Raw genomic sequence first — 22247 nt, 5'->3', positions numbered from 1 at the left:
GAGATGACCATGTGGTCGGAGTGGCGCAAGAGCAGCCGTAGCAACGGTTCCGGCGCGTGCGTCGAAGTGGCGCGGTCGACCACTGCCTTCCGGGTGCGGGACAGCAAGAACTCCGCTGGGCCGGTGCTGGGGTTCTCCGGGCGTTCGATGGCGGCGTTCCTGGCTGGGCTCAAGCGCTAGCCAACAGCTCCCCGAGGACGCGCCAGGAGTTGGCGACCAGCGTCGGGTTGGTGTCCCAGTAGTACGGCAACTGGATCAACGCGATCGACAGCGCCAGGCCACGGCCGCGTTCCCAGGTGGCGTCGTCGTCACCCAGCACGGCCCGGAACTCGGCGCGGTCCCGGGCCGGCAGCAGGTTCCACGCCACCGGCAGGTCCGCGGCGGGATCGCCGACGCCGGTCGACGAGAAGTCGATCACGGCGCTGAGTTTTCCCTCCGCCACCAACACGTTCCCCGGTGACAGGTCCGCGTGCACCCACACCGGGTCGCCGTCCCACGGGGGCGCCGCCAGCGCCGACTCCCACACGGCGGTGACGGCTGCGGTGTCCACCCGGTCGCCCAACGCGTCGATCGCCTCGCGGGTGGCCGCATCCCTTGTCGCCAGGGGTTTGCCGCGACCCGCGACCGGCGGGTCGGGGAGTCGGAGCCCGCGCAGTTCCGCGACGAATCCGGCGATGTCCTGGGCGAAACCGGGCGGGACGTGGGTGGGGTTCTCGCCGTCCAGCCAGCGGTACACCGCCCAGGGCCACGGGTAGTCGGCGGTGGGTTCGCCGAGTGCCAGGGGTTCCGGGACGGCGACCGGCAGGTGTGGGGCCAGTCGTGACAGCCATTCGTACTCGTGCGTGATGCTGTCGACGGCCCAGCCGACGCGGGGCAGTCGCACGACCATGTCGTCACCCAGTCGGTACATGGCGTTGTCGGTGCCCGCCGACCGCACCCGCCGCAACGGCAGGTCGGCCCATGCCGGGCAGCGCTCGACCAGCAGACGGCGGACGAGGGGCGGGTCGATCGTCGGTTCGTCGGGGTGCACGGGCCGATCCGATCGCGCCCGCGAGCAACCGTCAACCGGTTTCGGGCGTCCACTGGGCGGTCAAGGGCGTGATCGGGATCGCGTCTGAGCGACACGCGGCGGATTTTCCCCTTTCCCCGCGCGAAGCGGGAGACGATGCACGTATGACAGCGGTGGACAGAGCGATCGCGGAACGGCCACCCCCGGCCGCACCTGCCCGGCGCGGCGGCCGGGTGGTCGTGGTCCGCAGCGCGCTCACCGCGTGGCTGAGCCGGCCGCTGGCCGATTTCCACCTGCTGCTCGCGATCTTCGGCCTGCTGACCGCCATCGGGCTCATCATGGTGCTGTCCGCGTCCGCTCCCGGCGAGGTCGCCGTGGGCGCGTCCGCGTACAGCGTGTTCCAGAAGCAGCTCCTCTACGTGGCCGTGGGCACGGTGCTGTTCCTGATCGTCCTGCGCATCCCGCTGCGCAAGATCCGGCACGTCAGCACGATGGCGATGCTGGCCTGCGTGATCATGCTCGTGCTCGTCCTGACCCCGCTGGGGACGGAGAACTACGGCGCGCAGTCGTGGTTCATCATCGGGTCGATCTCGTTCCAGCCCATCGAGGCGGCCAAGCTGGCGCTCGCGCTGTGGGGCGCGCACGTCCTGGTGACCAAGCGGGCGTTGCTGGACCAGTACCGGCACCTGCTGGTGCCGGTAGTGCCGGTGGCGCTGGTCGTGTTCGCGCTCGTGATGCTCCAGCCCGACCTCGGCGGCACGATCACGCTCGGCGTGGTGCTGATCAGCCTGCTCTGGTTCGTGGGCGCGCCGATGCGGTTCTTCGGCGTGATCGCGATCGGCGCGGTGTCCGGCGCAGTGGTGCTGGCGGTCGGCTCGCCGTACCGGTTGGAGCGCGTGATGACCTACCTGGACCCCGACAAGGACCCGCTGGGCGCGGGGCTCCAGGCGCGGCAGGCGTTGTTCGCGTTGGCCGAAGGCGGGTTCTTCGGCAAGGGGCTGACCAACGGCAGCTCGAAGTGGCGTTACCTGCCCAACGTGCACAGCGACTTCATCTTCGCCGTGATCGGCGAGGAACTCGGCTTCATCGGGTGCCTGGTGGTGCTCGGGCTGTTCGCGCTGCTGGCGGTCGTGGGGCTGCGGATCGCCGCGCGGAACACCGACCCGTGGATCCGGATGGTGTCGGCGACGCTGACCGTGTGGCTGGTCGCGCAGGCCGCGATCAACATCGGGTACGTCGTCAAGCTGCTGCCCGTCACCGGCATCACGCTGCCGATGATCTCGTCCGGCGGCACGTCGATCGTCACCACGATGGTGGTGTTCGGCATCCTCGCCAGTTGCGCCCGGCACGAGCCCGAAGCGGTGTCCGCGCTGCGGTCGCTCGGTCCGGGCCGGGTCGGCGGGGTGCTCAAGCTGCCCGCGCCGGTGGCCTACAAGCCGCCGCCCAAGCGCAAGCCGGTCCGGCCGTCCACGCCGCCGCGCGGGCGCAAGGCCGCGCCGCCGCCGGTGGACGAGCGGAGGATGGCCGGCCGGCACGCTCCGCCGTCGGAGTACCGTCGGCGCGACTCCCGCAGAGCGACCCAGGATCGGTCCCGGCGTCGCGACGGGCGATAGCCGTTGCAGTACCGAACAAGGAGGAAGTGCGTGACCGGGGTTCCCCAGCAGGTCGGACCGTGCGTGGTGGTCGCCGGAGGCGGCACCGCCGGGCACATCGAGCCCGCCCTGGCCCTGGCCGACGCCGTCATGCGGCTGCGGCCCGACGCGCGTGTGGTCGCGCTCGGCACCGAGCGGGGGTTGGAGAACAAGCTGGTGCCCGCGCGCGGCTACCCGCTGGAGCTGATCCCGCCGGTGCCGATGCCGCGCAAGCCGTCGCCCGACCTGCTCAAGCTGCCGCTGCGGGTCCGCGAGTCGGTCCGGCGCACCCGCGAGGTGCTGGAGCGCGTCGGCGCGGACGTGGTCGTCGGGTTCGGCGGCTACGTGTCGCTGCCCGCCTACCTCGCCGCGCGCGGCCGGGTGCCGATCGTGGTGCACGAGGCCAACGCGAAGAGCGGCCTGGCGAACAAGGTCGGCGCGAAGTTCGCCACCCGGGTCGCCGCCGCCGTGCCCGACTCGGGGCTGACCGACGCGGAGATCATCGGCATCCCGCTGCGGCACTCCATCACGTCGCTGGACCGGGCCGCGCTGCGGGCGCAGGCCCGCGCGCACTTCGGGCTCCACCCGGACGCGCCGACGCTGCTGGTGTTCGGCGGCTCCCAGGGCGCGCGGACCATCAACAACGCGGTGACCGGCGCGGCGTCCGCGTTCGCGCAGGCCGGGATCGGCGTGCTGCACGCGCACGGGCCGAAGCACACCGTCGCGGTGCAGTCGGTGCCGGGCGCGCCCGCGTACGTGCCGGTGCCGTACCTGGAGCGGATGGACCTCGCCTACGCGGCGGCCGACGCGGTGCTGTGCAGAGCCGGCGCGATGACCGTCGCCGAGGTGTCGGCGGTGGGCCTGCCGGCGGTGTTCGTGCCGCTGCCGATCGGCAACGGCGAGCAGGCGCTGAACGCCGGTCCGGTGGTGCGCGCGGGCGGCGGGCTCTTGGTGCCCGACGACCAGTTGACGCCGCAGTGGGTCACGCAGCACGTGGTGCCGCTGGTCGCGGACCGCGCGCGGCTGGCCGCGATGACCGCCGCGACGCTCGGCACCGGCCACCGGGAGGCCGACGAGGTGCTGGCCCGCATCGTCCTGGAAGTGATCGAGAAGTGAACAACGCCGGAGAACTCCGCGGCGCGGTGCGCGGCGACGAGGGCCTGCCGGGCGATCCGTCCACCGTGCTCGACCGGGTGCACCTGGTCGGCATCGGCGGCGCGGGTATGAGCGGCATCGCGCGGATCCTGCTGGCCCGGGGCGCGCAGGTGTCCGGCTCGGACGCCAAGGACTCGCGCACCGTGCTGGCGCTGCGGGCGCAGGGCGCGGCCATCGCGCTCGGCCACGAGAGCGCGCACCTGGACCAGCTCGACGGCGGTCCGACGGCGGTCGTGGTGTCCACGGCGATCCGCGAGGGCAACCCCGAGCTGGTGGCCGCGCGCGAACGCGGTGTGGTGGTGCTGCGGCGGGCCGAGGCGCTGGCCGCGCTGATGCTGGACCACCGCGTGGCCTGCGTCGCCGGCACGCACGGCAAGACGTCCACGACCTCGATGCTCACGGTCGCCCTGCAACACTGCCGGATGGACCCCTCCTTCGCGATCGGCGGCGACCTGAACGAGTCCGGCGCGAACGCCCACCAGGGCACGGGCGGCGTGTTCGTGGCCGAGGCCGACGAGAGCGACGGGTCGTTCCTGTTCTTCGCGCCGTCCGTGGCGGTGGTGACCAACGTCGAAGCCGACCACCTGGACCACCACGGCACCGTGGAGGCGTACGTCGCGGTGTTCGACTCGTTCCTGGAACGCGTCCGGCCCGACGGGGTGCTGGTGGCGTGCGTGGACGACCCGGGCGCGGCGGCCCTCGCCGCGCGGGCGACCGCCCGGGGCATCCGGGTCCGCCCGTACGGCCGCACGGCCACCGGCCCGGACGCGGCGAGGCTGGTCGACTACCGGCCCCGCGACGGCGGCGGGCTCGCGGTCGTGGAGGTCGGCGGCGAGACGGTGGACATCCGCGTCGCGGTGCCCGGCGAGCACATGGCGGGCAACGCGATCGCGGCCCTGGTCGCGGCGCTGGAGCTGGGCGCGGCGCGGGACTGCGTGCTGGAGGGCCTGGCCGCGTTCGGCGGGGTGCGCCGGCGGTTCGAGTTCAAGGGCCATGGGGCGGGCGTGCGGGTCTACGACGACTACGCCCACCACCCGACGGAGGTCGCCGCGCAGCTCACCGCCGCCCGGCCGGTCGCGGGCGAGGGCAAGCTGGTCGTGGTGTTCCAGCCGCACCTGTACTCGCGGACCAGGCTGTTCGCGGACGAGTTCGGCACCGCGCTCGGCCTGGCCGACGAGGTCGTGGTGCTCGACGTCTACGGCGCGCGGGAGGACCCCGAGCCGGGTGTGACCGGTGCGCTGGTGGCGGGCAAGGTGCCGCTGGCTCCGGAGAAGGTGCACTACGAGCCGTCGTTCGACCGGGTGCCCGCGCTGGTGGCGGGCCTGGTCGGGGACGGCGACGTGGTGGTGACCATGGGCGCGGGCGACGTGACCATGCTCGGCTCGGAGATCGTCGGCGAGCTGGACCGGTGATGAGCACGCCCACGGCGCGCCGCCGCCCCGCCCCCGTGCGGCGGCGGCGCCCGGCCGGGCGTGGCGGACCGTCCCGGCGCACGGTGCTGCGCCGCCGGGCGATCGCGGTCCTCGTCCTGCTGGTGGTGACCGGCGTGGTGGGCGCGGTCTGGTTCACGCCGCTGCTGGGCGTGCGGGAGGTGGAGGTGCAGGGGGTCGTGGAGCTGACCGCCGACGAGGTGCGCCAGGCCGCCGAGATCGAAGAGGGCACGCCGCTGGTCCGGCTGGACGTCGACGGGATCGTGGAGCGCGTGCGCAAGCTGTCCCGGGTGGCGGCGGTGCGGGTGGAGCGGTCGGTGCCGGGGACCGTGCGGCTCACCGTGGACGAGCGCACGCCGGTCGCGGTGGTCGACCTGGCCGACGGCGCCCACCTGGTGGACGCCACCGGCAAGGACTACGCGGTGCTGGCGCAGCCGCCGGAGGGCCTGCCGGAGCTGACCGCCGAGCCGGCGGGGCTGCCGGCCGCGGTCGCCGTGCTGACCGGGCTGCCCGAGGAACTGCGGCGGGAAGTGCTCACCGTGTCGGCCACCACCGGCGCGGACGTGAAGCTGGCGCTGACCGCCGGCCGGGAGATCCGGTGGGGGTCGGCGGTGGACACGCCGCGCAAGGCGGCCGTGGCGCAGGTGTTGATGACCCGTGAAGGAACGGTGTTCGACGTGTCGAGCCCGGAGCTGCCGACGGTGTCCTGACTCCCGGCTGGGCGCGCTCCCGGAAGCGGGATCGCGCATGCCGTGCGAGCCTTCCGCGACGCTGTGGGAGAAGGTCGGCAACCGGTTCGGGGCCGGCGACCCGCTCTACGGTTGGGTGATGCTCACCACGCGGTGGGCGACCACGAGGCCGCGGTGCGCGCGTGGCGGCGGGCGTCGGAGCGGTCGGACGTCCCACGTCGGCGGAGGTTCGGGCGAAACTCGGTTCTGCGCAGCCGTGACCTGCCGCGATACTGCGCGCCATGACCGAGACGAAGATCGTGACCAGGCCCGAGGACCGGGTGGACGTGCCGTTCACCGGCGATGAACGTTCGCTGCTGGGCGGTTTCCTGGACTACCTGCGCGGCACCATCGAGCTGAAGGTGGCCGGACTGTCCGAAGAGGACGCCCGCCGTTCGGTGCTCCCGTCGCCGCTCAACACGGCCGCGGGCATCGTCAAGCACCTGCGGTGGGTGGAGCACTACTGGTTCCGGGTGGCGCTGCTGGGGCAGCCGGACGTGGCCCCGTATTCGCGGGAGGATCCGGACGCCGACTGGCGGATCGAGCCGGGTGAGACGATCTCGGGATTGGTGGCCGACTACGCTGCGCAGTGCGCGGTGAGCCGGGAGGTCGCCGCGGGGCTCGACCTCGACCACGAGGTGGTGTTCCGCGGGGACAAGCGGCTTTCCACGCGCTGGGTGCTGATCCATCTCATCGAGGAGACGGGTCGGCACGCGGGGCACCTGGACGTGGTGCGCGAGATGCTCGACGGGGTGACCGGCGAGTAGACGTGGCTCACCCGGTCGGGACACAACACGGCGTGGCTGCTGGACCGAGGCATTCTTCGTGCATAACGTCCTGCAAGAACATACGGGGTTGACATAACTCTTGACCTCTGGTTGAGGGTTTCAATCCGGGTGGAGCTCCGTCCGGGTGTGACACCGGTGGTCATCCACTCCAGCACATGAGCACGGACACGATCAGGAAGGCGGATCCGATGACGCCCCCGCACAACTACCTCGCGGTGATAAAGGTCGTCGGCATCGGCGGTGGCGGTGTGAACGCCGTCAACCGGATGATCGAGGTCGGGCTCAAGGGTGTCGAGTTCATCGCGGTGAACACCGACGCACAGGCTCTGCTGATGTCCGACGCCGACGTGAAGCTCGACATCGGCCGTGAACTGACCCGCGGCCTCGGCGCGGGCGCGAACCCCGAGGTGGGCCACAGGGCCGCCGAGGACCACCGCGAAGAGATCGAGGAAGTCCTCAAGGGCGCCGACATGGTGTTCGTCACGGCCGGCGAGGGCGGCGGCACGGGCACCGGCGGCGCGCCGGTCGTGGCGTCCATCGCCCGCAAGCTCGGCGCCCTCACCATCGGCGTCGTCACCCGGCCGTTCTCGTTCGAGGGCAAGCGCCGCGCCAAGCAGGCGGAAGACGGCATACAGGCGCTCCGCAACGAGTGCGACACGCTGATCGTCATCCCCAACGACCGGCTGCTCCAGCTCGGCGACATCGGCGTCAGCCTGATGGACGCCTTCCGCTCGGCGGACGAGGTCCTGCTGTCCGGTGTCCAGGGCATCACGGACCTGATCACCACGCCCGGTCTGATCAACCTGGACTTCGCCGACGTGAAGTCGGTCATGTCCGGCGCGGGCTCGGCGCTGATGGGCATCGGCTCGGCGAGAGGCGAGGGCCGGGCGGTGCAGGCCGCGCAGAAGGCGATCAACTCGCCCCTGCTGGAAGCGTCCATGGAGGGCGCGCACGGCGTGCTGCTCTCCATCGCGGGCGGTTCCGACCTGGGCCTGTTCGAGATCAACGAGTCGGCGTCGCTCGTCCAGGAAGCCGCCCACCCGGACGCGAACATCATCTTCGGCACGGTGATCGACGACTCGCTGGGCGACGAGGTCCGGGTCACGGTGATCGCCGCCGGCTTCGACAGCGGGGGACCGACGCACAAGAAGCTGGAACCCCAGGCGCTGTCCAGCTCGACCCGTGGCGGGCCGGTGGCTCCGGGGCAATCGGGCGTGGTGAACCAGCAGCCCGTCCAGCCGGTGGAACAGGCGCCCCCGCCGGTGATGCCACCCAGGCCGACCGTGCCGCCGCAGACCAACGGCAACCCGCCACCCGCGTACCAGACGCCTCCGCCCACCCCGACGCCGACCCCGGTGCCGCAGCCCCAGCCGACCATGCCCCGGACCCTGCCGCAGGGCGGACTGCCCAGCCGCGCCGTGCCGGTGACGGACGACCCGGACGACGAGGTGGACGTCCCGCCCTTCATGCGACGTTAGCCAGGTGCCCTGAGGCCCAGCACTTCGAGAGGGAGACCCGCCGACCAGTCGGCGGGTCTCCCTTTTTCTTGCTGTTCGCAGTGGCGAGCTTCGCGCTCTTGCAGTGGCGCGCGCAGCGCGCACACCTGTCGGTGGGCTGCGTGTCATCCCCGTATGGCCTGCCCGCAGGGAACCGCGCTTGTCAGGGATGCGCAAGCACGCTTTTCGCTTGCGCATCCCTGACAAGGGTGGTGGTCTTTGACCAGGTCATACGGGGATGGCACGACGCCCTGGTCCTGCTTTTGTGATCATCCTTGGCGGCCTGCCTGTCCGGCGAGGACGCTTGTAGCTCTTCGTCGAAGCGCGATCGCGACCGCCTCAAGACCAAAGATCAAAAGCGGGCGCTCGCCGCTGGGCAGGCCTCCGGGGAGGAAGGGCAAGGCGTCGTGTTCTCCCCGTATGACCTGGTCAAAGACCACCACCCTTGTCCAGGGAGCGCAAGCGAAAAGCGTGCTTGCGCTCCCTGGACAAGCGCGGTAGCCCTGCGGGCAGGCCATACGGGGAGAACACGAGGCCCCTTCTTTGTGCTCGCGCAAGCTCCTAGCTGCTGTGCTCGCGCGGGCTTCGGGTGGTTGTGCCTGCGCCAGCCTCGGGCTGCTGTGCTCTCGCGCGGGCTTCGGGTCGGTGTGCTCGTGCGCGTTGGTGTGCGTGGCAGGCTGTGGGGGTGCGCATTCGTCGTGTCGTGACTACCCGGCAGGGTGGGGTTTCGAAGTCCTCGTTCGAGTCGTTCAACCTTGGCGATCACGTCGGGGATGATCCGGCTGCTGTCGTTGCCAATCGCCGGCGGTTGGCTGAAGGGCTCGGGTTGTCCGAGGACCGGCTGGTGTGGATGGAGCAGGTGCACGGGCGGACGGTTCAGGTGGTCGACGGGCCTCAGGACGGGCCGCTCGAAGCTACTGACGCGGTGGTCACCGATGTTCCGAAGCTCGCGCTCGTGGTGCTCACCGCCGACTGCGTGCCGGTGCTGCTCGGTGATCCCGAGGCCGGGGTGATCGCCGCTGTCCACGCCGGACGGGTCGGCGCGCGGGTCGGTGTGGTGCCTGCCGCGCTGGAGGCGATGCGCGGGCTCGGGGCCGAGTTGGGGCGGGTCGAGGTGTTGCTCGGGCCGGCGGTGTGCGGGCAGTGCTACGAGGTGCCCGCCGGGATGCGGGACGATGTCGAGAAGCACCTGCCGGGTAGTGCGGCCAAGACTCGTGCCGGCAAGCCGTCCCTTGATCTGCGGGCCGGGTTGTGGCAGCAGTTGGCCGACGCCGGGGTCGGCAAGGTGGGTGTCGACCCTCGTTGCACGGTCGAGGAGCGGGACCTCTTCAGCCATCGGCGGGATCCCGGCACTGGGCGGATCGCCGGCGTGATCTGGATCGACGGGTGAACCGGCGGGACGAGTTGGCGGCGAACCTCGCTGAGGTTCGTCAGCGGATCGAGCGGGCTTGTGACGCGGTCGGGCGGGATTCGGCCGAGGTGACGTTGCTCGCGGTCACCAAGACGTTTCCGGCTGCGGATGTCGCACTTTTGAGTGATCTCGGGCTCACCGAGTTCGCCGAGAACCGCGACCAGGAGGCCGGGGCCAAGGTGGCGGAGTTCGGCGCGCTGCGACCGGACGCGTCGGCTCGGTGGCACATGGTCGGCAGCCTCCAGCGGAACAAGGCCAGATCCGTCGTCGGCTGGGCCGACCAAGTCGACTCGGTCGACTCCGAGCGGCTGGTGGACGCGCTGGCCAGGGCCGCCGGCCGGGCGCTCGACGTGTTGATCCAGGTCAGCATCGACGGCGACCCGCAACGGGGCGGTTGTCCGCTGCCGGACGTTCCGCGACTGGCCGAGTATGTCGCTCGGAAGGATGAACTTGTGCTGCGCGGTGTGATGACCGTCGCACCCCTCGGGATGTCTCCAGTGCAGGCGTTTGACGCTCTACAAGGTGCGGTAACCCGCTTGCGTGACGATCATCCCACTGCCAACGTGATCTCGGCGGGGATGTCCGGTGACCTGGAAGATGCCATCGCGTGCGGTTCCACGTGCGTGCGTGTCGGAACAGCGTTGCTGGGCAGCCGGAGACTAGCCTCGCCGTAACTGTCTGGAACCTCTGGGACGGCCGCGACGTCCTTGCGGGTAGGGATCGGCGGAGGAAGGGCTCGACCATGAGCGGGTTTCACAAGCTGAAGGCCTACTTCGGGATGGTTCCCGCCGAGTACGCCGACGACCCGGACTACGAGCACGACCGTCCGGGCCGCTACGACTACCGGCCCGAGTACGCCGAGCCCGAGGACTACGAGACCTACCCCGACCAGCGCAACGGCCGTCGCCCGGTGAACCGCTACCGCGGTGAGCAGGACGACGCCGTGGACTACGAGCCGGACGCGCGCGCCCGGTCGCGGCGGTCCTGGAGCGCCGAGCCCACGCACGGCGCGCTGGCCGTCGAGCCGCAGCGGGAGCCGGTATCCCGGGTCCGCTCGGCGCCCGAGCCCGCCCGCACCCAGTTGGGCCGCATCACCACGCTCAACCCGCGCAGCTACAACGAGGCGCGGACCATCGGCGAGCACTACCGCGACGGCACCCCGGTGATCATGAACCTCACCGACATGGACGACGCGGACGCCAAGCGGCTGGTGGACTTCGCGGCCGGGCTGGCGTTCGCGCTGCGCGGCTCGATCGACAAGGTCACCAATAAGGTGTTCCTCCTCTCACCGCCGAACATCGACGTCACGGCGGAGGATCGGAGGCGGCTCGCGGAGGGCGGGTTCCTCAACCACGGGTGAGTGATGGCACAGTTGACGGTGTGTATGCCCTGTCGCTCGTGGTCTACTACGTGCTGTTCTCGTTCTGGCTGCTGCTCACGGCGCGTGTCGTGGTGGAGCTCGTCCGGTCTTTTGCCAGGGAGTGGCGGCCGGCGGGCGGCGTCGCGGTGGCCCTGGAGACCGTCTACACGGTGACCGATCCCCCGGTCCGACTGCTCCGCCGGCTCATCCCGACGGTGCGGATCGGGGGCATCGGTCTGGACTTGTCCATTATTGTGCTGTTGCTGGTCGTTATCATTCTGATGCGAGTAGCCGATCCCAGGTGAGGGGACCAGGGATGTCCACAGCCCAGGAGTGCGTGAGGTGATCTGATGCCGTTGACCCCCGCGGACGTGCACAACGTCGCGTTCAGCAAGCCGCCGATTGGCAAGCGGGGCTACAACGAGGACGAGGTGGACGCGTTCCTCGACCTGGTTGAGGGCGAGCTCGCCCGCCTGATCGAGGAGAACAACGACCTGCGCCAGCAGGTCGAGCAGCTCGACCAGCAGGTCGAGACCGCACGCGCCGATCTTGAGGACGCACGGGCCAAGGTCGCCGCCGGCGTCGGTCCGAGCCGCGTCGTCGACGAGCCTCGCCGACTCGCCCCGGTGCCACCCCCCTCGGCGCTGGAGCAGACTTCACCCGGTGGTGGTGGGGACCACCACGTCCAGGCCGCGAAGGTGCTCGGGTTGGCCCAGGAGATGGCCGACCGGCTCACCGGGGAGGCCAAGGCCGAGGCCGACGGGATGCTGTCGGAGGCCCGGACGAAGTCCGAGCAGCTCCTCTCCGAGGCCCGCGCCAAGGCCGACACGATGGTCAACGAGGCGCGCACCCGTGCCGAGACCATGCTGAACGACGCGCGCACCCGTGCCGAGACACTGGAGCGGCAGGCCCGCGAGAAGGCGGGCGCGCTCGACCGCGACGCGCAGCGCAAGCACGCCGAGGTGATGGGCAACATCACCCAGGAGAAGAACACGCTCGAGAAGCAGATCGACAAGCTCCAGACGTTCGAGCGCGAGTACCGGACCCGGCTCAAGACCATGCTGGAGTCCTCGCTGCGCGACCTGCAGGACCGCGGCCCGGCCGCACCGTCCGATGGCCGCCAGCAGGGCTACTCGTTCGGGGCACGCGCCGAAGCGGGCTGACCCGTTGATCTAGTCTGCGGACGTGCTCTACATCGTTCTGCTGTTGGTGCTGGCCGCCCTGGGGCTGCTCGTGCCCGCGCTGACCTCCGCCCAGACCCATTGGGCGTGGCTCTCCGTGGGCGCGAGCGCGGCGGCGGCCCTGGTCCTGGTCTGGGACTGGTGGCTGCGCCGCCGGTCGGGTCCGACCCCCGGGGCGGCCGGCGCCACGGCGGAGCCGGGTGATCGGCAGCCTCCCGCTGTCGATCATCCCGCGGACGAGGACGGTGTCGACGACGACGCCCCCGTGTCACCCGATCAGGCGACAGAGCCCGAGGAGGAGGACACCGACGCGGCCGACCTGCTGATCGTCGCCGAGCTGGCCGACGAGATCAGGGTGGTGGACGAGCGACCGCGCTACCACCTGGCCGCGTGCACCTGGCTGGACGGTCGGGCGTCGCTGGGCCTGCCGGTGTCCGAGGCCCGTCAGCTCGGCTTCACGCCGTGCGCGGTGTGCCGCCCGGACTCGACCCTGGCGGCGCGGAATCGTGCCGCCGGGGCCTAGTGCCGCGGGAGTGGAACGGCCCGACAACCGGTTTGCGCGGACCGGTTACGCTGGAGTGAGCACGGCGTCGATCCGGCCATCACCGGGGAGCCTCCGGAAGAACGGGCGCGAGCCTCAGTAGAACCGGACGGGTGCGGCCCGTCACAGCCGTCAACGAGAGGCCGTCGTGAACCTGCGTCGGCAAGCGGGGTGGTACCGCGGTGCGCCTGGCCCGGCGTGTCGTCCCCGCGTGCCGGAATGACGCAGCACGCGAGGAGCAGCACGATGGCCTACCCGAAGGCAGGTGGGGGCTCGGTGCCCTCCCAGCCGTCCTTTCCCGTCCTCGAACAGGACGTCCTCGACTTCTGGCGGTCCGACCGGACGTTCCAGGCCTCGATCGACGCCCGTCCGGCGGGGGACCGGGGCGCCAACGAGTTCGTCTTCTACGACGGCCCGCCGTTCGCCAACGGCCTGCCGCACTACGGCCACCTGCTGACCGGCTACGTCAAGGACGTCGTCCCGCGCTACCAGACCATGCGCGGCCGGCACGTCGAGCGGCGGTTCGGCTGGGACACGCACGGCCTGCCCGCCGAGGTGGAGGCCGAGAAGCAGCTCGGGTTCTCGTCGAAGTCCGAGATCGAGGCGTTCGGCATCGAGAAGTTCAACGAGGTCTGCCGCACCTCGGTGCTCCGGTACACCGGCCAGTGGCGCGACTACGTGACCCGGCAGGCGCGCTGGGTGGACTTCGACCACGACTACAAGACCCTCGACCCGGACTACATGGAAAGCGTCATGTGGGCCTTCAAGACCTTGTGGGACAAGGGCTTGGTCTACGAGGGCTTCCGGGTGCTCTGGTACTGCTGGCGCTGCGAGACGCCGCTGTCCAACACCGAGACCAAGATGGACGACACCTACCGGGACCGGCAGGACCCGGCGGTGACGGTCGGCCTGCGGCTCGACTCCGGCGAGTTGGCGCTGGTGTGGACGACGACGCCGTGGACCCTGCCGTCCAACCTGGCCGCCGCGGTGCACCCGGACGTGGACTACGTGACCGTGGAGGCGAACGGCGAGCGCTACCTGCTCGCCGAGGCCCGCGTGCCCGCGTACGCCCGTGAGCTGGGCGAGGAGCCCCCGGTCGTCGCCCGCTACAAGGGCAGCGACCTGGTGGGCCGCCGGTACGCGCCGCCGTTCGACTTCTTCGTGGGCAGGGAGAACGCCCACCAGGTGCTGGCCGCCGACTACGTCACCACCGAGGACGGCACGGGCATCGTCCACATCGCGCCCGCGTTCGGTGAGGAGGACAAGGTCGTCACCGACGCGGCGGGCATCGAGGTCGTCGTGCCGGTCGACCCGCACGGCCGGTTCACCGCGGACGTGCCGCCGTACGAGGGGCAGCACGTCTTCGACGCGAACAAGGCGATCATCCGCGACCTGCGGGACGCGGGCCTGCTGCTGCGCCACGAGACCTACGACCACCCGTACCCGCACTGCTGGCGGTGCGACAACCCGTTGATCCAGCGGGCCGTGTCGTCCTGGTTCGTCGCCGTGTCGCGGTTCAAGGACCGGATGGTCGAGCTGAACCAGCAGATCAACTGGGTGCCCGAGCACATCCGGGACGGCCAGTTCGGCAAGTGGCTGGAGAACGCGCGGGACTGGAACATCTCGCGGAACCGGTTCTGGGGCTCGCCGATCCCGGTGTGGGTGTCGGACGACCCGGAGCACCCGCGGGTGGACGTGTACGGCTCGCTGGACGAGCTGGAGCGCGACTTCGGCGTGCGCCCGACCGACCTGCACCGGCCCTACATCGACCAGTTGACCCGGCCGAACCCGGACGACCCGACCGGGAAGTCGGTGATGCGCCGGGTGCCCGAGGTGCTGGACTGCTGGTTCGAGTCGGGCGCGATGTCGTTCGCCCAGGTGCACTACCCGTTCGAGAACTCGGAGTGGTTCGACGACCACTACCCGGGCGACTTCATCGTGGAGTACAACGGCCAGACCCGCGGCTGGTTCTACACGATGCACGTGCTGGCGACCGCGTTGTTCGACCGGCCGGCGTTCAAGAACTGCGTGGCGCACGGGATCGTGCTGGGCGACGACGGCCAGAAGATGTCCAAGTCGCGCAAGAACTACCCGGACGTGAACGAGGTCTTCGACCGCGACGGCTCGGACGCCATGCGGTGGTTCCTGATGGCGTCCCCGATCCTGCGGGGCGGCGACCTGGTCGTCACCGAGCGCGGTATCCGCGACGCGGTGCGCCAGGCGGTGCTGCCGCTGTGGAACGCCTGGCACTTCCTCGCGTTGTACGCGAACGCGGAGGACGTCGAGGGGACGTGGCGGACGGATTCGCCGCACGTGCTCGACCGGTACGCGCTGGCGAAGACGCACGACCTGGTGGCGGAGGTGACGGGGCAGCTCGACACGTACGACATCTCCGGCGCGTGCGCGTCCATCCGGGAGTACCTGGAGGTGCTGACGAACTGGTACGTCCGCCGGTCCCGGGACCGGTTCTGGGCGGGCGACCAGGACGCGGTGGACACGCTGCACACCGTGCTGGAGGTGGTGAGCCGGGTGGCCGCGCCGCTGCTGCCGCTGACCACCGAGGCCGTGTGGCGGGGTCTGACCGGCGGGCGCTCGGTGCACCTGGCCGACTTCCCGCGCGCCTCGGACCTGCCGGCCGACGACGCCCTGGTGGCAGCGATGGACCAGGTGCGGCAGGTGGCGTCGACCGCGTTGTCGCTGCGCAAGGCCAACAAGCTGCGGGTGCGGCTGCCGCTGGCGAAGCTCGTGATCGCGGCCGGCGAGGCGGCGCGGCTGGAGGCGTTCACCGGAATCCTACGGGACGAGGTGAACGTCAAGGAGGTCGAGCTGACCACCGACGTGGACGCGTACGGGCACTTCCAGCTCGCGGTGAACGCGCGGGCGGCGGGCCCCCGGCTGGGGCCGGACGTGCAGAAGGTGATCAAGGCCGTCAAGGCGGGCGACTGGACCGAGGTGAACGGGACGGTGGTGGCGGCGGGCGTCGAGCTGTTCCCGGAGGAGTACGAGCAGCGGCTGGTCGCGACCGACCGGGGCGCCACGGCGGCGTTGCCGCAGAACAGCGGGCTGGTCGTGCTGGACACCGAGGTGACCGGGGAGCTGGCCGCCGAGGGCGTCGCCCGTGACCTGGTGCGGGTCGTGCAGCAGGCGCGGAAGGACGCCGGCCTGGAGGTGTCGGACCGGATCTCGCTGGTCTTGCAGCTCCCTGCCGGGGAGGTCGACGAGGCGGTGCGGCGGTTCGAGGAGTTCGTGGCCTCGGAGACGTTGAGCAGCGAGGTGTCCTACGGGTCCGTGGAGGAGGGCTCGGTCGGTGTCGTGGGCGACGGGGTGAAGGTGAAGGTCGCGGTGCGGCGGATCTGAGCTGACGGGGTGACGCCGCACGGCTCCGGGCCGTGCGGCGTCCGTCAGGCCATCGGGGAGGCTCAGGCCACCCGGAACGCCAGGGCGATCGCCACCAGCAGGTGGACTCGTTCCACCAGGTGGGGCGGCGGCGGGTCGAGGGTGGTGACCAGGTCGTCCAGCCACGGGGCGAGGTCGTCGGGCATGTCAGGCACCTCCCTCGCGGTCCAGGTGGGAGCGCAGTGTGTGCAGGCAGCGGCCTCTGGTGGGGCCGATGCTGCCCCTCGGCATGGACAGCGCCTCGGCCACGGCCCGGTACTCGGCGCGGCCGGCCAGCACGGTGAGGCGCAGCAGTTCCTGGCAGCGGCGGGGCAGCGTGGCGAAGGCCCGCCACAGGCGGCGGTCGCGGTCGTCGCGCAGGGCTTCGGTCTCCGGCAGCCAGCGGGTGTCCGGGACGTCGACGGCCGAGTCCGTCGACAGCGCCGCCCGGCCGTTCGCCTCGCGCCACGCCCGGTGCGCCTCCCGGCGCGTGGTGACGATGAGCCAGCCCGCCAGGGCCCGTGGTTCGGCGATCCGGTCCAGGTGCCGCAGCAGGCTCAGCCACACGGTCTGCACCACGTCCTCGGCCACTTGCTGGTCCAGGCCGTTGCCGCGGGTCACGTGCCAGACCAGCGGGGTCAGTTCGGCGATCAGCGTGTTCAGGGCCCGGCGGTCGCCGTCGCGCGCGGCGGTGAGCAGGGCCGCGTGGCGTTCCGGGGTGGTCGGCGTGGGTGAGGCCTGCGCGATGATCGCCGCCACGCCCAGGTCGTCCGCGCCGGGGTCGTCGGGGATCGCCTCGCTCAGTTCGGCGCGCAGGTCGGCCAGGCGCGGGTCCAGGTCCGCCGGCGAGTCCGGGTCTGTCGGCGAGTCCGGGTTTGTCGGCGAGTTCGGGTTCGGGTCTGTCGGCGAGTCCGGGTTTGTCGGCGAGTCCGGTTCTTTCGGCGAGTTCGGGTTCGGTGGCGAGTCCGGGTCGTCGTCGGTCATCGTGTCCCCTTCCCGCGCCGCGGGCCCCGCACCCGGCGCTCGGAGTTGCCGACCGTCTCGCTGACCCTCGCCCGCGCGTCCGACACGTACCGGCGCACGGACTCGCGTCTGCATCCCAGCACGTCGGCGATCTCGTCGTCGCCGAAGTCCCAGAACCTCAGCACCAGGGCCGTGCGCAACTGGTCGGGCAGCCGGGCGATGGCGGCGAGCGTGCTGGTCAGCTCGTGCCACGCCTCGGCTTCGCGATGCCGCTGCACCAGGATGCGGGACCGCGCGACGACCTCGTCGGTCACCTCGCTGGGCCGCTCCAGCCGCCGGGCCTGGTCGACCAGCAGGTTGCGGATGGTCTTGGCCAGCCACGCCCGGCGGGCGGGCGGGCTGATCGACGGCCAGTTGCGCCAGGCGCTGACGAACGCCTCCTGCACCGCGGACTCGTGGTCGAGGTGCGGGGACATCACGGCGGCGAACCGGACGAGCCGGGTGCGCTCGCGGTGGTAGAAGTCGCTGAAGGCGGCTGCGTGGTCATCGGAGTCTCCCGGTGTCACGAACCCTCCCTCTGGTCAGCGCCCGGCACCCGGAAGACGGACGCCGTGGAGGGTTGTGGATGCCGCCGGTTCAGGCGGTGCGGCGCAGGACCGCCCTCAGCGTGCGCACCCACGGCGACCAGCGCGCCGGCCGGATCGCCTGACCGGCGGAAACGCTGATGTTGTCGAACAGGTCCTCGATCAGGGCGTCGTGCAGCCACCGCACCGCGAGCGGCCACCACAGCCGCATCCACCCGGTCGGGTGACCCGTGAGCACGTGCCGCACGCCGCCCGGCACGGCTTCCAGGGTGTGCGTCCCGACCAGGCCGAGTCGAGGGTCGAAGGCGAACTCCACCCGCTTGCCGGGCTCGTAGGCCGTGCACCGGTAGCGGACGAAGCCGTGGCCGCCGTCCGCGCCGACGCCGAGCGGCCGGTCGAGCACCAGCCGCGGCCACCGGTCGGCCGGCCACAGCTCGACCACCCGGTCGACCCAGTTGTCGCCGGGCACCTGCCGCCCGTGCACGTTCTCGATCATGGTTTCCTCCATACGGCTCCGTATGGTGCTGACCATACGGTAGCGTACGGAGTTGTGAGGAAGCGCCGGACGAAAGACGACTGGACCGGGGTGGCCCTGCGGGCGCTGGCCGAGGGCGGTGTGGCGGCGGTGGCCGTCGAACCGCTCGCCGTCCGGCTCGGTGCGACCAAGGGCAGCGCCTACTGGCACTTCCCCAACCGCGAGGCGCTGCTCACGGCCACCCTCGAACGCTGGGAACGCGAGCACACCGAGGCCGTGATCGAACGGGTCGAGGCCGAGACCACCCCGCTGGGCCGGTTGCGGCTGCTGTTCGGCATGGTGCTGGAGGACATCCGGGACAGCGCGGTCGAGCTGGCCATGCTCGCCGCCAAGGACGACCCGGCGGTCGCGCCCGTGCTGCGCCGGGTCGCCGAGCGGCGCATCGGCTACCTGGAGGACCTGTTCCGCGCCATGGGCTTCCCGGACGGGACCGCGCGGCACCGGGCCGTCCTCGCCTACTCCGTCTACCTGGGACAGGCGCAGTTGCTGTCCAGCACCCCGCACGTCGTCACCGCCCGCCGGGCGCTGCTGGAGGACATGCTGGCCGCGGTGACGTCCCGTGCCTGACGTCTTCCGGCTGGACGTCCGGGTGAAGCCGGGCGCGAAGCGGGACGCCGTGGGCGGCCGGTGGAACGGGACGGCGCTGGTCGTCGCGGTCGCCGCCCCCGCCGTGGAGGGCAAGGCGAACGAGGCCGTGCGCAAGGCGCTGGCCGAGGCGTTCGGCGTGCGCAGGCAGGACGTCCGAGTGGTGCGCGGCGAACGCGGCCGGGACAAGGTCGTGCAGGTCGACCCGGCCCCGCCGGACGCGCGGGAAAGGCTGGCACGCCTGCTGGACGGCTAGCGCCCGCCCGGCCTCCGCGGTCCGATGTGGACGGTCGGTGCCGGGCCGCCGCGACGGGCCGGGCGGCGGTGTGACGATTGCCGGATTAGTCCAAATCGGTGTCACCAGGGAGAATGACCTCCACCGAGTGAACAACAGGAGGTCGAGTGGGTGGTGTGACTGCCGTTCTCGGCATCGGCGCCGCGGTTCTGCTGGTCTCCGTCATCGCGGTGCGGGTGTCGATCAAGCTGGGTCTGCCCTCGCTCCTGTTGTACCTGGGCATCGGCGTGCTGCTCGGCGAAGCGGTGGTCGGCATCCAGTTCGAGGACGCCGACCTGACCCGTTCGCTGGGCACGGCGGCGCTCGTGCTGATCCTCACCGAGGGCGGTCTGACGACCCGCTGGTCGTCGGTGAAACCGGCGCTGGGCCTGGGCATCGCACTGTCCACAGTGTCCGTGGCGGTCAGCATCGGCGTCACCGGCCTGGCGCTGCACCACCTGCTGGGCCTGGACTGGCGCACCGCCCTGCTGTGGGGCGCGGTGCTGTCGTCCACCGACGCGGCGGCGGTGTTCAGCGTGCTGCGCGGGGTCGGGGTGGGCAAGCGGCTGATCGGTCCGCTGGAGCTGGAGTCCGGCATCAACGACGCCCCGGTGTACATCGCGGTCGTGCTGCTCGCCTCGCCCGACCCGGTGACCTGGACCGCGCCGCTGCTGATGGGGTACGAGCTGGTCGCGGGCGCGGCGATCGGCATCGCGCTCGGGTGGCTCGGCGGCGTCGGGCTGCGGCGGGCGGCGCTGCCGTCGACGGGCCTGTACCCGCTGGCCACGGTCGCGGTCTGCCTGCTGGCCTACACGGTGGGCGACCTCGCGCACGCGTCCGGCTTCCTCGCCGTGTACATCGCCGCGCTGGTCCTGGGCAACGCCCGGCTGCCGCACCGGTCGGACACGCTGTCGTTCGCCGAGGGCCTGGGCTGGATCGCGCAGATCGGGCTGTTCGTGCTGCTCGGCCTGTACGCCTCGCCGGGCCGGCTGCTGGAGGCGCTGGTGCCGGCGCTGGTGGCGGGCGCGGTGCTGGTGCTGCTCGCCCGGCCGCTGTCGGTGGTGGTCGCCGCGCTGCCGTTCCGCGTGCCGTGGCGCGAGCAGGTGTTCATCTCGTGGTCGGGGCTGCGCGGCGCGGTGCCGATCGTGTTCGCCCTCATCCCGCTCATCCAGCAGGTGCCCGGCGCGCAGCAGCTCGTGGACGCGGTGTTCGTGCTGGTCATCGTGCTGACCGTGGTGCAGGGCACCTCATTGCCGTGGCTGGCCCGGTGGCTGAAGCTGGTGCGGTCGGGGGAGGCCACGGAGGTCGAGGTCGACTCCTCGGCGCTGGACGAGCTGGGCGCGGAGCTGCTCCAGGTCCGCATCCAGGGCGGGTCCAAGCTGCACGGGGTGTACCTGTCCGAGCTGCGGCTGCCGCCGGGGGCGTCGGTGAGCCTCGTGGTGCGCGCCGACCAGGGGTTCACGCCGGAGCCGACCACCCGGTTGCAGGAGCACGACCAGTTGCTGGTGGTGTGCACCGAGACCGCCCGGACGGCGACCGAGCGCCGCATCCGCGCGGTCGACCGGGCCGGGCGGTTCGCGCGTTGGAAGGGCGATGCCGGGCTGCCGTGATCCGAGCGGCCGGGCCGGGCGGTTCGCGCTGAAGGGCGATGCCGGGCTGCCGTGACGCTCCCAGAATGTGAACGCCGCTCGACCCGGCGGCCGGATGTCGGCTAGCGTCGGCGGCGAGGTCATGAGTGCCAGCGCGAAGCTCGGGCTAGCTGGCCGGCAACCCTCCTACCGCGGTGGGGTGCCCCCGATGAGGACCTGGCCTGGCGCGCAGGGCGTCGGGCAAGCGCGGGCCTCCCATGCCACGGAGTCCGCCGGACCCGTCGGAGGGTTGCCGTGACTGTCGCAGTTCCCGGATCGATCGCCGCTCTGCCCCGTGTCGTCGGCGCCGCGCTGCGCGTGCCGCTGGTCACCGGGGAGCGCGTCGAGTACGCGAACCTCGACCACGCCGCCAGCGCGCCCTGCCTGGAGCAGGTGCGGGACGCCGTGAACGAGCTGCTGCCCTGGTACGCGAGCGTGCACCGGGGCGCGGGCTTCGCGTCCCGGGTGTCCACCCGCGTCTACGAGCAGGCGCGTGACTCGGTGCGCCGGTTCCTCGGCGCGCGGCCGAGTGACACCGTGGTGTTCACCCGCAACACGACCGACTCGCTGAACCTGCTGGCCCGCAGCCTGCCGCGGCGCACGTCCGTGGTGTTGTTCGACACCGAGCACCACGCCGCGCTGCTGCCGTGGCGCGGGCCGAACGTGCGGCGGCTGCGCACGCCCGCGACGCCCGCCGCGGCGGTGCTGGAGCTGGACCGCGCGCTGCGCGCCACGCCGGAGGGCCCTCGGCTGGTCGTGGTGACCGGCGCGTCGAACGTGACCGGCGAGGTGTGGCCGGTGGCGGAGCTGGCGGCGGTGGCCCGGCGGCACGGCGCGCGGATCGCGCTGGACGCGGCCCAGCTCGCCCCGCACCGGCCGGTGGACCTGCGGGCGCTGGACGTGGACTACGCGGTGCTGTCCGGGCACAAGGTCTACGCCCCGTTCGGGGCCGGTGTGCTGGTGGGGCGGGCGGACTGGTTGCAGGCCGCCGACCCGTACCTGGTCGGCGGCGGCGCGACGGCACGGGTCACCGACCACGGCGACCGGCTGGGCGTGGCGTGGTCGGCGGTGCCCGAGCGGCACGAGGCCGGGTCGCCGAACGTGGTGGGCGTGCACGCCCTCGCGGTGGCGTGCGACGTGCTGGGGCGGCACTGGGAGCAGACCGTCGCGCACGAGCGGGAGCTGCTGTCCCGGCTCCGGGCCGGCCTCGCGACCGTTCCCGGTGTGCGGGAGCTGGCGTTGTTCGGCTCCGCGCACGACCGGGTGGGCGTGGTGAGCTTCGTGGTCGGCGGCCAGGACGCCGGGTTCCTGGCGGCGGCGCTGTCCGCCGAGCACGGCATCGGGGTGCGGGACGGGGCGTTCTGCGCGCACGTGGCCGTGCACCGGCTCGCCGAAGGCGACCGGGCGCTGCGCGCGTCGCTGGGGCTGGGCACGACGGTCGGGCACGTGGACCGGCTCGTGGCGGCTCTGCGGTCGCTCGTGGTCGAGGGTCCGCGGTCGGATTACCGGATCGTCGACGGCCGCTGGGAGCCGGTGGACGACGACCGGGCGCTCCCGCCGTTCCTGCGCTGAC

General features: G+C 71.9%; 23 protein-coding genes and 1 riboswitch. Of the genes, 18 read left to right on the top strand and 5 right to left on the bottom strand.

Annotated elements, in window-relative coordinates:
- Window positions 1–3 precede the first annotated feature (3 nt).
- Window positions 4–180 carry a DUF397 domain-containing protein gene (locus ACQPZF_RS33055; protein WP_433263732.1) on the top strand — a complete coding sequence of 59 codons (177 nt, stop codon included), beginning with the start codon at window positions 4–6 and terminating at the stop codon, window positions 178–180.
- On the opposite strand, the gene ACQPZF_RS33050 is transcribed toward ACQPZF_RS33055, so the two are convergent.
- Window positions 170–1030 carry an aminoglycoside phosphotransferase family protein gene (locus ACQPZF_RS33050; RefSeq protein WP_433263730.1) on the bottom strand — a complete coding sequence of 287 codons (861 nt, stop codon included), beginning with the start codon at window positions 1028–1030 and terminating at the stop codon, window positions 170–172. The genes ACQPZF_RS33055 and ACQPZF_RS33050 overlap by 11 nt on opposite strands.
- A 143-nt stretch (window positions 1031–1173) precedes the next feature.
- On the opposite strand from ACQPZF_RS33050, the gene ftsW reads away from it, so the two are divergent.
- The 13 genes from ftsW (at window position 1174) to ileS (ending at window position 16087) form a co-directional block, all read left to right on the top strand.
- Window positions 1174–2622 (top strand): putative lipid II flippase FtsW, encoded by a 1449-nt coding sequence (gene ftsW / locus ACQPZF_RS33045; protein WP_433263728.1) that lies wholly within the window; start codon window positions 1174–1176, stop codon window positions 2620–2622.
- A gap of 30 nt (window positions 2623–2652) precedes the next feature.
- A complete protein-coding gene (murG, locus tag ACQPZF_RS33040) occupies window positions 2653–3756 on the top strand; it encodes an undecaprenyldiphospho-muramoylpentapeptide beta-N-acetylglucosaminyltransferase (RefSeq protein ID WP_433263726.1) in 1104 nt (367 codons plus the stop codon).
- A 26-nt stretch (window positions 3757–3782) separates the two neighbouring features.
- Complete coding sequence (gene murC, locus ACQPZF_RS33035) at window positions 3783–5207, top strand: UDP-N-acetylmuramate--L-alanine ligase (protein WP_433274820.1); 1425 nt, start codon at window positions 3783–3785, stop codon at window positions 5205–5207.
- The gene (locus ACQPZF_RS33030) at window positions 5207–5935 is read left to right on the top strand and encodes a cell division protein FtsQ/DivIB (protein WP_433263724.1); all 729 of its coding nucleotides are present in this window, start codon (window positions 5207–5209) and stop codon (window positions 5933–5935) included. The genes murC and ACQPZF_RS33030 overlap by 1 nt, the downstream gene beginning before the upstream one ends.
- A 260-nt stretch (window positions 5936–6195) precedes the next feature.
- Window positions 6196–6720, top strand: coding sequence for a DinB family protein (locus ACQPZF_RS33025; protein WP_433263722.1), 525 nt, complete (start codon window positions 6196–6198; stop codon window positions 6718–6720).
- A gap of 209 nt (window positions 6721–6929) precedes the next feature.
- Window positions 6930–8219 (top strand): cell division protein FtsZ, encoded by a 1290-nt coding sequence (ftsZ, locus tag ACQPZF_RS33020; RefSeq protein ID WP_433274818.1) that lies wholly within the window; start codon window positions 6930–6932, stop codon window positions 8217–8219.
- A 703-nt stretch (window positions 8220–8922) separates the two neighbouring features.
- Window positions 8923–9627 carry a peptidoglycan editing factor PgeF gene (gene pgeF, locus ACQPZF_RS33015; RefSeq protein ID WP_433263720.1) on the top strand — a complete coding sequence of 235 codons (705 nt, stop codon included), beginning with the start codon at window positions 8923–8925 and terminating at the stop codon, window positions 9625–9627.
- Entirely contained in the window at window positions 9624–10322 is a 699-nt protein-coding gene (locus ACQPZF_RS33010) for a YggS family pyridoxal phosphate-dependent enzyme (RefSeq protein WP_433263718.1), read from the top strand. The genes pgeF and ACQPZF_RS33010 overlap by 4 nt, the downstream gene beginning before the upstream one ends.
- A gap of 68 nt (window positions 10323–10390) precedes the next feature.
- Window positions 10391–11008: a cell division protein SepF gene (locus tag ACQPZF_RS33005; RefSeq protein ID WP_433263716.1), complete on the top strand. Its 618-nt coding sequence runs from the start codon at window positions 10391–10393 to the stop codon at window positions 11006–11008.
- 29 nt (window positions 11009–11037) lie between these two features.
- Window positions 11038–11313, top strand: a complete 276-nt coding sequence (locus ACQPZF_RS33000; RefSeq protein ID WP_433274816.1) for a YggT family protein — start codon at window positions 11038–11040, stop codon at window positions 11311–11313.
- Between the two features lie 45 nt (window positions 11314–11358).
- Window positions 11359–12171 carry a DivIVA-like cell division protein Wag31 gene (wag31, locus tag ACQPZF_RS32995; RefSeq protein WP_184690543.1) on the top strand — a complete coding sequence of 271 codons (813 nt, stop codon included), beginning with the start codon at window positions 11359–11361 and terminating at the stop codon, window positions 12169–12171.
- A 22-nt stretch (window positions 12172–12193) separates the two neighbouring features.
- Window positions 12194–12712 (top strand): hypothetical protein, encoded by a 519-nt coding sequence (locus ACQPZF_RS32990; RefSeq protein ID WP_433263714.1) that lies wholly within the window; start codon window positions 12194–12196, stop codon window positions 12710–12712.
- Window positions 12713–12976: 264 nt separating this feature from the next.
- Window positions 12977–16087, top strand: coding sequence for an isoleucine--tRNA ligase (gene ileS, locus ACQPZF_RS32985; RefSeq protein WP_433263712.1), 3111 nt, complete (start codon window positions 12977–12979; stop codon window positions 16085–16087).
- Between the two features lie 62 nt (window positions 16088–16149).
- Here the strand turns inward: ileS and ACQPZF_RS32980 are convergent, their stop codons facing one another.
- The 4 genes from ACQPZF_RS32980 to ACQPZF_RS32965 form a co-directional block, all read right to left on the bottom strand.
- On the bottom strand, window positions 16150–16272 hold the full coding sequence (locus ACQPZF_RS32980) for a hypothetical protein (RefSeq protein ID WP_433263710.1): 123 nt from the start codon (window positions 16270–16272) through the stop codon (window positions 16150–16152).
- A gap of 1 nt (window position 16273) precedes the next feature.
- A complete protein-coding gene (locus tag ACQPZF_RS32975; RefSeq protein WP_433274814.1) occupies window positions 16274–16864 on the bottom strand; it encodes an RNA polymerase sigma factor in 591 nt (196 codons plus the stop codon).
- A gap of 221 nt (window positions 16865–17085) precedes the next feature.
- Window positions 17086–17634: an RNA polymerase sigma factor gene (locus ACQPZF_RS32970; protein WP_433263708.1), complete on the bottom strand. Its 549-nt coding sequence runs from the start codon at window positions 17632–17634 to the stop codon at window positions 17086–17088.
- Between the two features lie 70 nt (window positions 17635–17704).
- Entirely contained in the window at window positions 17705–18148 is a 444-nt protein-coding gene (locus ACQPZF_RS32965) for an SRPBCC family protein (RefSeq protein WP_433263706.1), read from the bottom strand.
- A gap of 54 nt (window positions 18149–18202) precedes the next feature.
- On the opposite strand from ACQPZF_RS32965, the gene ACQPZF_RS32960 reads away from it, so the two are divergent.
- The 4 genes from ACQPZF_RS32960 to ACQPZF_RS32945 all read left to right on the top strand — a co-directional run bounded on the left by ACQPZF_RS32960 (window position 18203) and on the right by ACQPZF_RS32945 (window position 22246).
- A complete protein-coding gene (locus tag ACQPZF_RS32960; protein ID WP_433263705.1) occupies window positions 18203–18754 on the top strand; it encodes a TetR/AcrR family transcriptional regulator in 552 nt (183 codons plus the stop codon).
- Window positions 18747–19028 (top strand): DUF167 domain-containing protein, encoded by a 282-nt coding sequence (locus ACQPZF_RS32955; protein ID WP_433263703.1) that lies wholly within the window; start codon window positions 18747–18749, stop codon window positions 19026–19028. Before ACQPZF_RS32960 ends, ACQPZF_RS32955 begins: the two co-directional genes overlap by 8 nt.
- Window positions 19029–19174: 146 nt before the next feature.
- On the top strand, window positions 19175–20656 hold the full coding sequence (locus tag ACQPZF_RS32950; RefSeq protein ID WP_433263701.1) for a potassium/proton antiporter: 1482 nt from the start codon (window positions 19175–19177) through the stop codon (window positions 20654–20656).
- Between the two features lie 117 nt (window positions 20657–20773).
- Window positions 20774–20888, top strand: a riboswitch (SAM riboswitch).
- 41 nt (window positions 20889–20929) lie between these two features.
- On the top strand, window positions 20930–22246 hold the full coding sequence (locus ACQPZF_RS32945; protein ID WP_433263699.1) for an aminotransferase class V-fold PLP-dependent enzyme: 1317 nt from the start codon (window positions 20930–20932) through the stop codon (window positions 22244–22246).
- The last annotated feature ends 1 nt before the right edge of the window (window position 22247 follow it).

The organism is Actinosynnema sp. CS-041913 (assembly GCF_050942485.1).
Taxonomy (GTDB): Bacteria; Actinomycetota; Actinomycetes; order Mycobacteriales; family Pseudonocardiaceae; genus Actinosynnema.
Note: the sequence above shows the minus strand (reverse complement) of the source record. Positions and strands in the feature narration are given on the sequence as shown.

Bases quoted from the DNA above. Each gene is read 5' to 3' on its own strand.
- ACQPZF_RS33055 (WP_433263732.1), top strand. From the start codon at position 4: ATGACCATGTGGTCGGAGTGGCGCAAGAGCAGCCGTAGCAACGGTTCC.
- ftsW (WP_433263728.1), top strand. From the start codon at position 1,174: ATGACAGCGGTGGACAGAGCGATCGCGGAACGGCCACCCCCGGCCGCA.
- ACQPZF_RS33030 (WP_433263724.1), top strand. From the start codon at position 5,207: ATGAGCACGCCCACGGCGCGCCGCCGCCCCGCCCCCGTGCGGCGGCGG.
- ACQPZF_RS33025 (WP_433263722.1), top strand. From the start codon at position 6,196: ATGACCGAGACGAAGATCGTGACCAGGCCCGAGGACCGGGTGGACGTG.
- ftsZ (WP_433274818.1), top strand. From the start codon at position 6,930: ATGACGCCCCCGCACAACTACCTCGCGGTGATAAAGGTCGTCGGCATC.
- ACQPZF_RS33005 (WP_433263716.1), top strand. From the start codon at position 10,391: ATGAGCGGGTTTCACAAGCTGAAGGCCTACTTCGGGATGGTTCCCGCC.
- wag31 (WP_184690543.1), top strand. From the start codon at position 11,359: ATGCCGTTGACCCCCGCGGACGTGCACAACGTCGCGTTCAGCAAGCCG.
- ileS (WP_433263712.1), top strand. From the start codon at position 12,977: ATGGCCTACCCGAAGGCAGGTGGGGGCTCGGTGCCCTCCCAGCCGTCC.
- ACQPZF_RS32980 (WP_433263710.1), bottom strand. From the start codon at position 16,272: ATGCCCGACGACCTCGCCCCGTGGCTGGACGACCTGGTCACCACCCTC.
- ACQPZF_RS32965 (WP_433263706.1), bottom strand. From the start codon at position 18,148: ATGATCGAGAACGTGCACGGGCGGCAGGTGCCCGGCGACAACTGGGTC.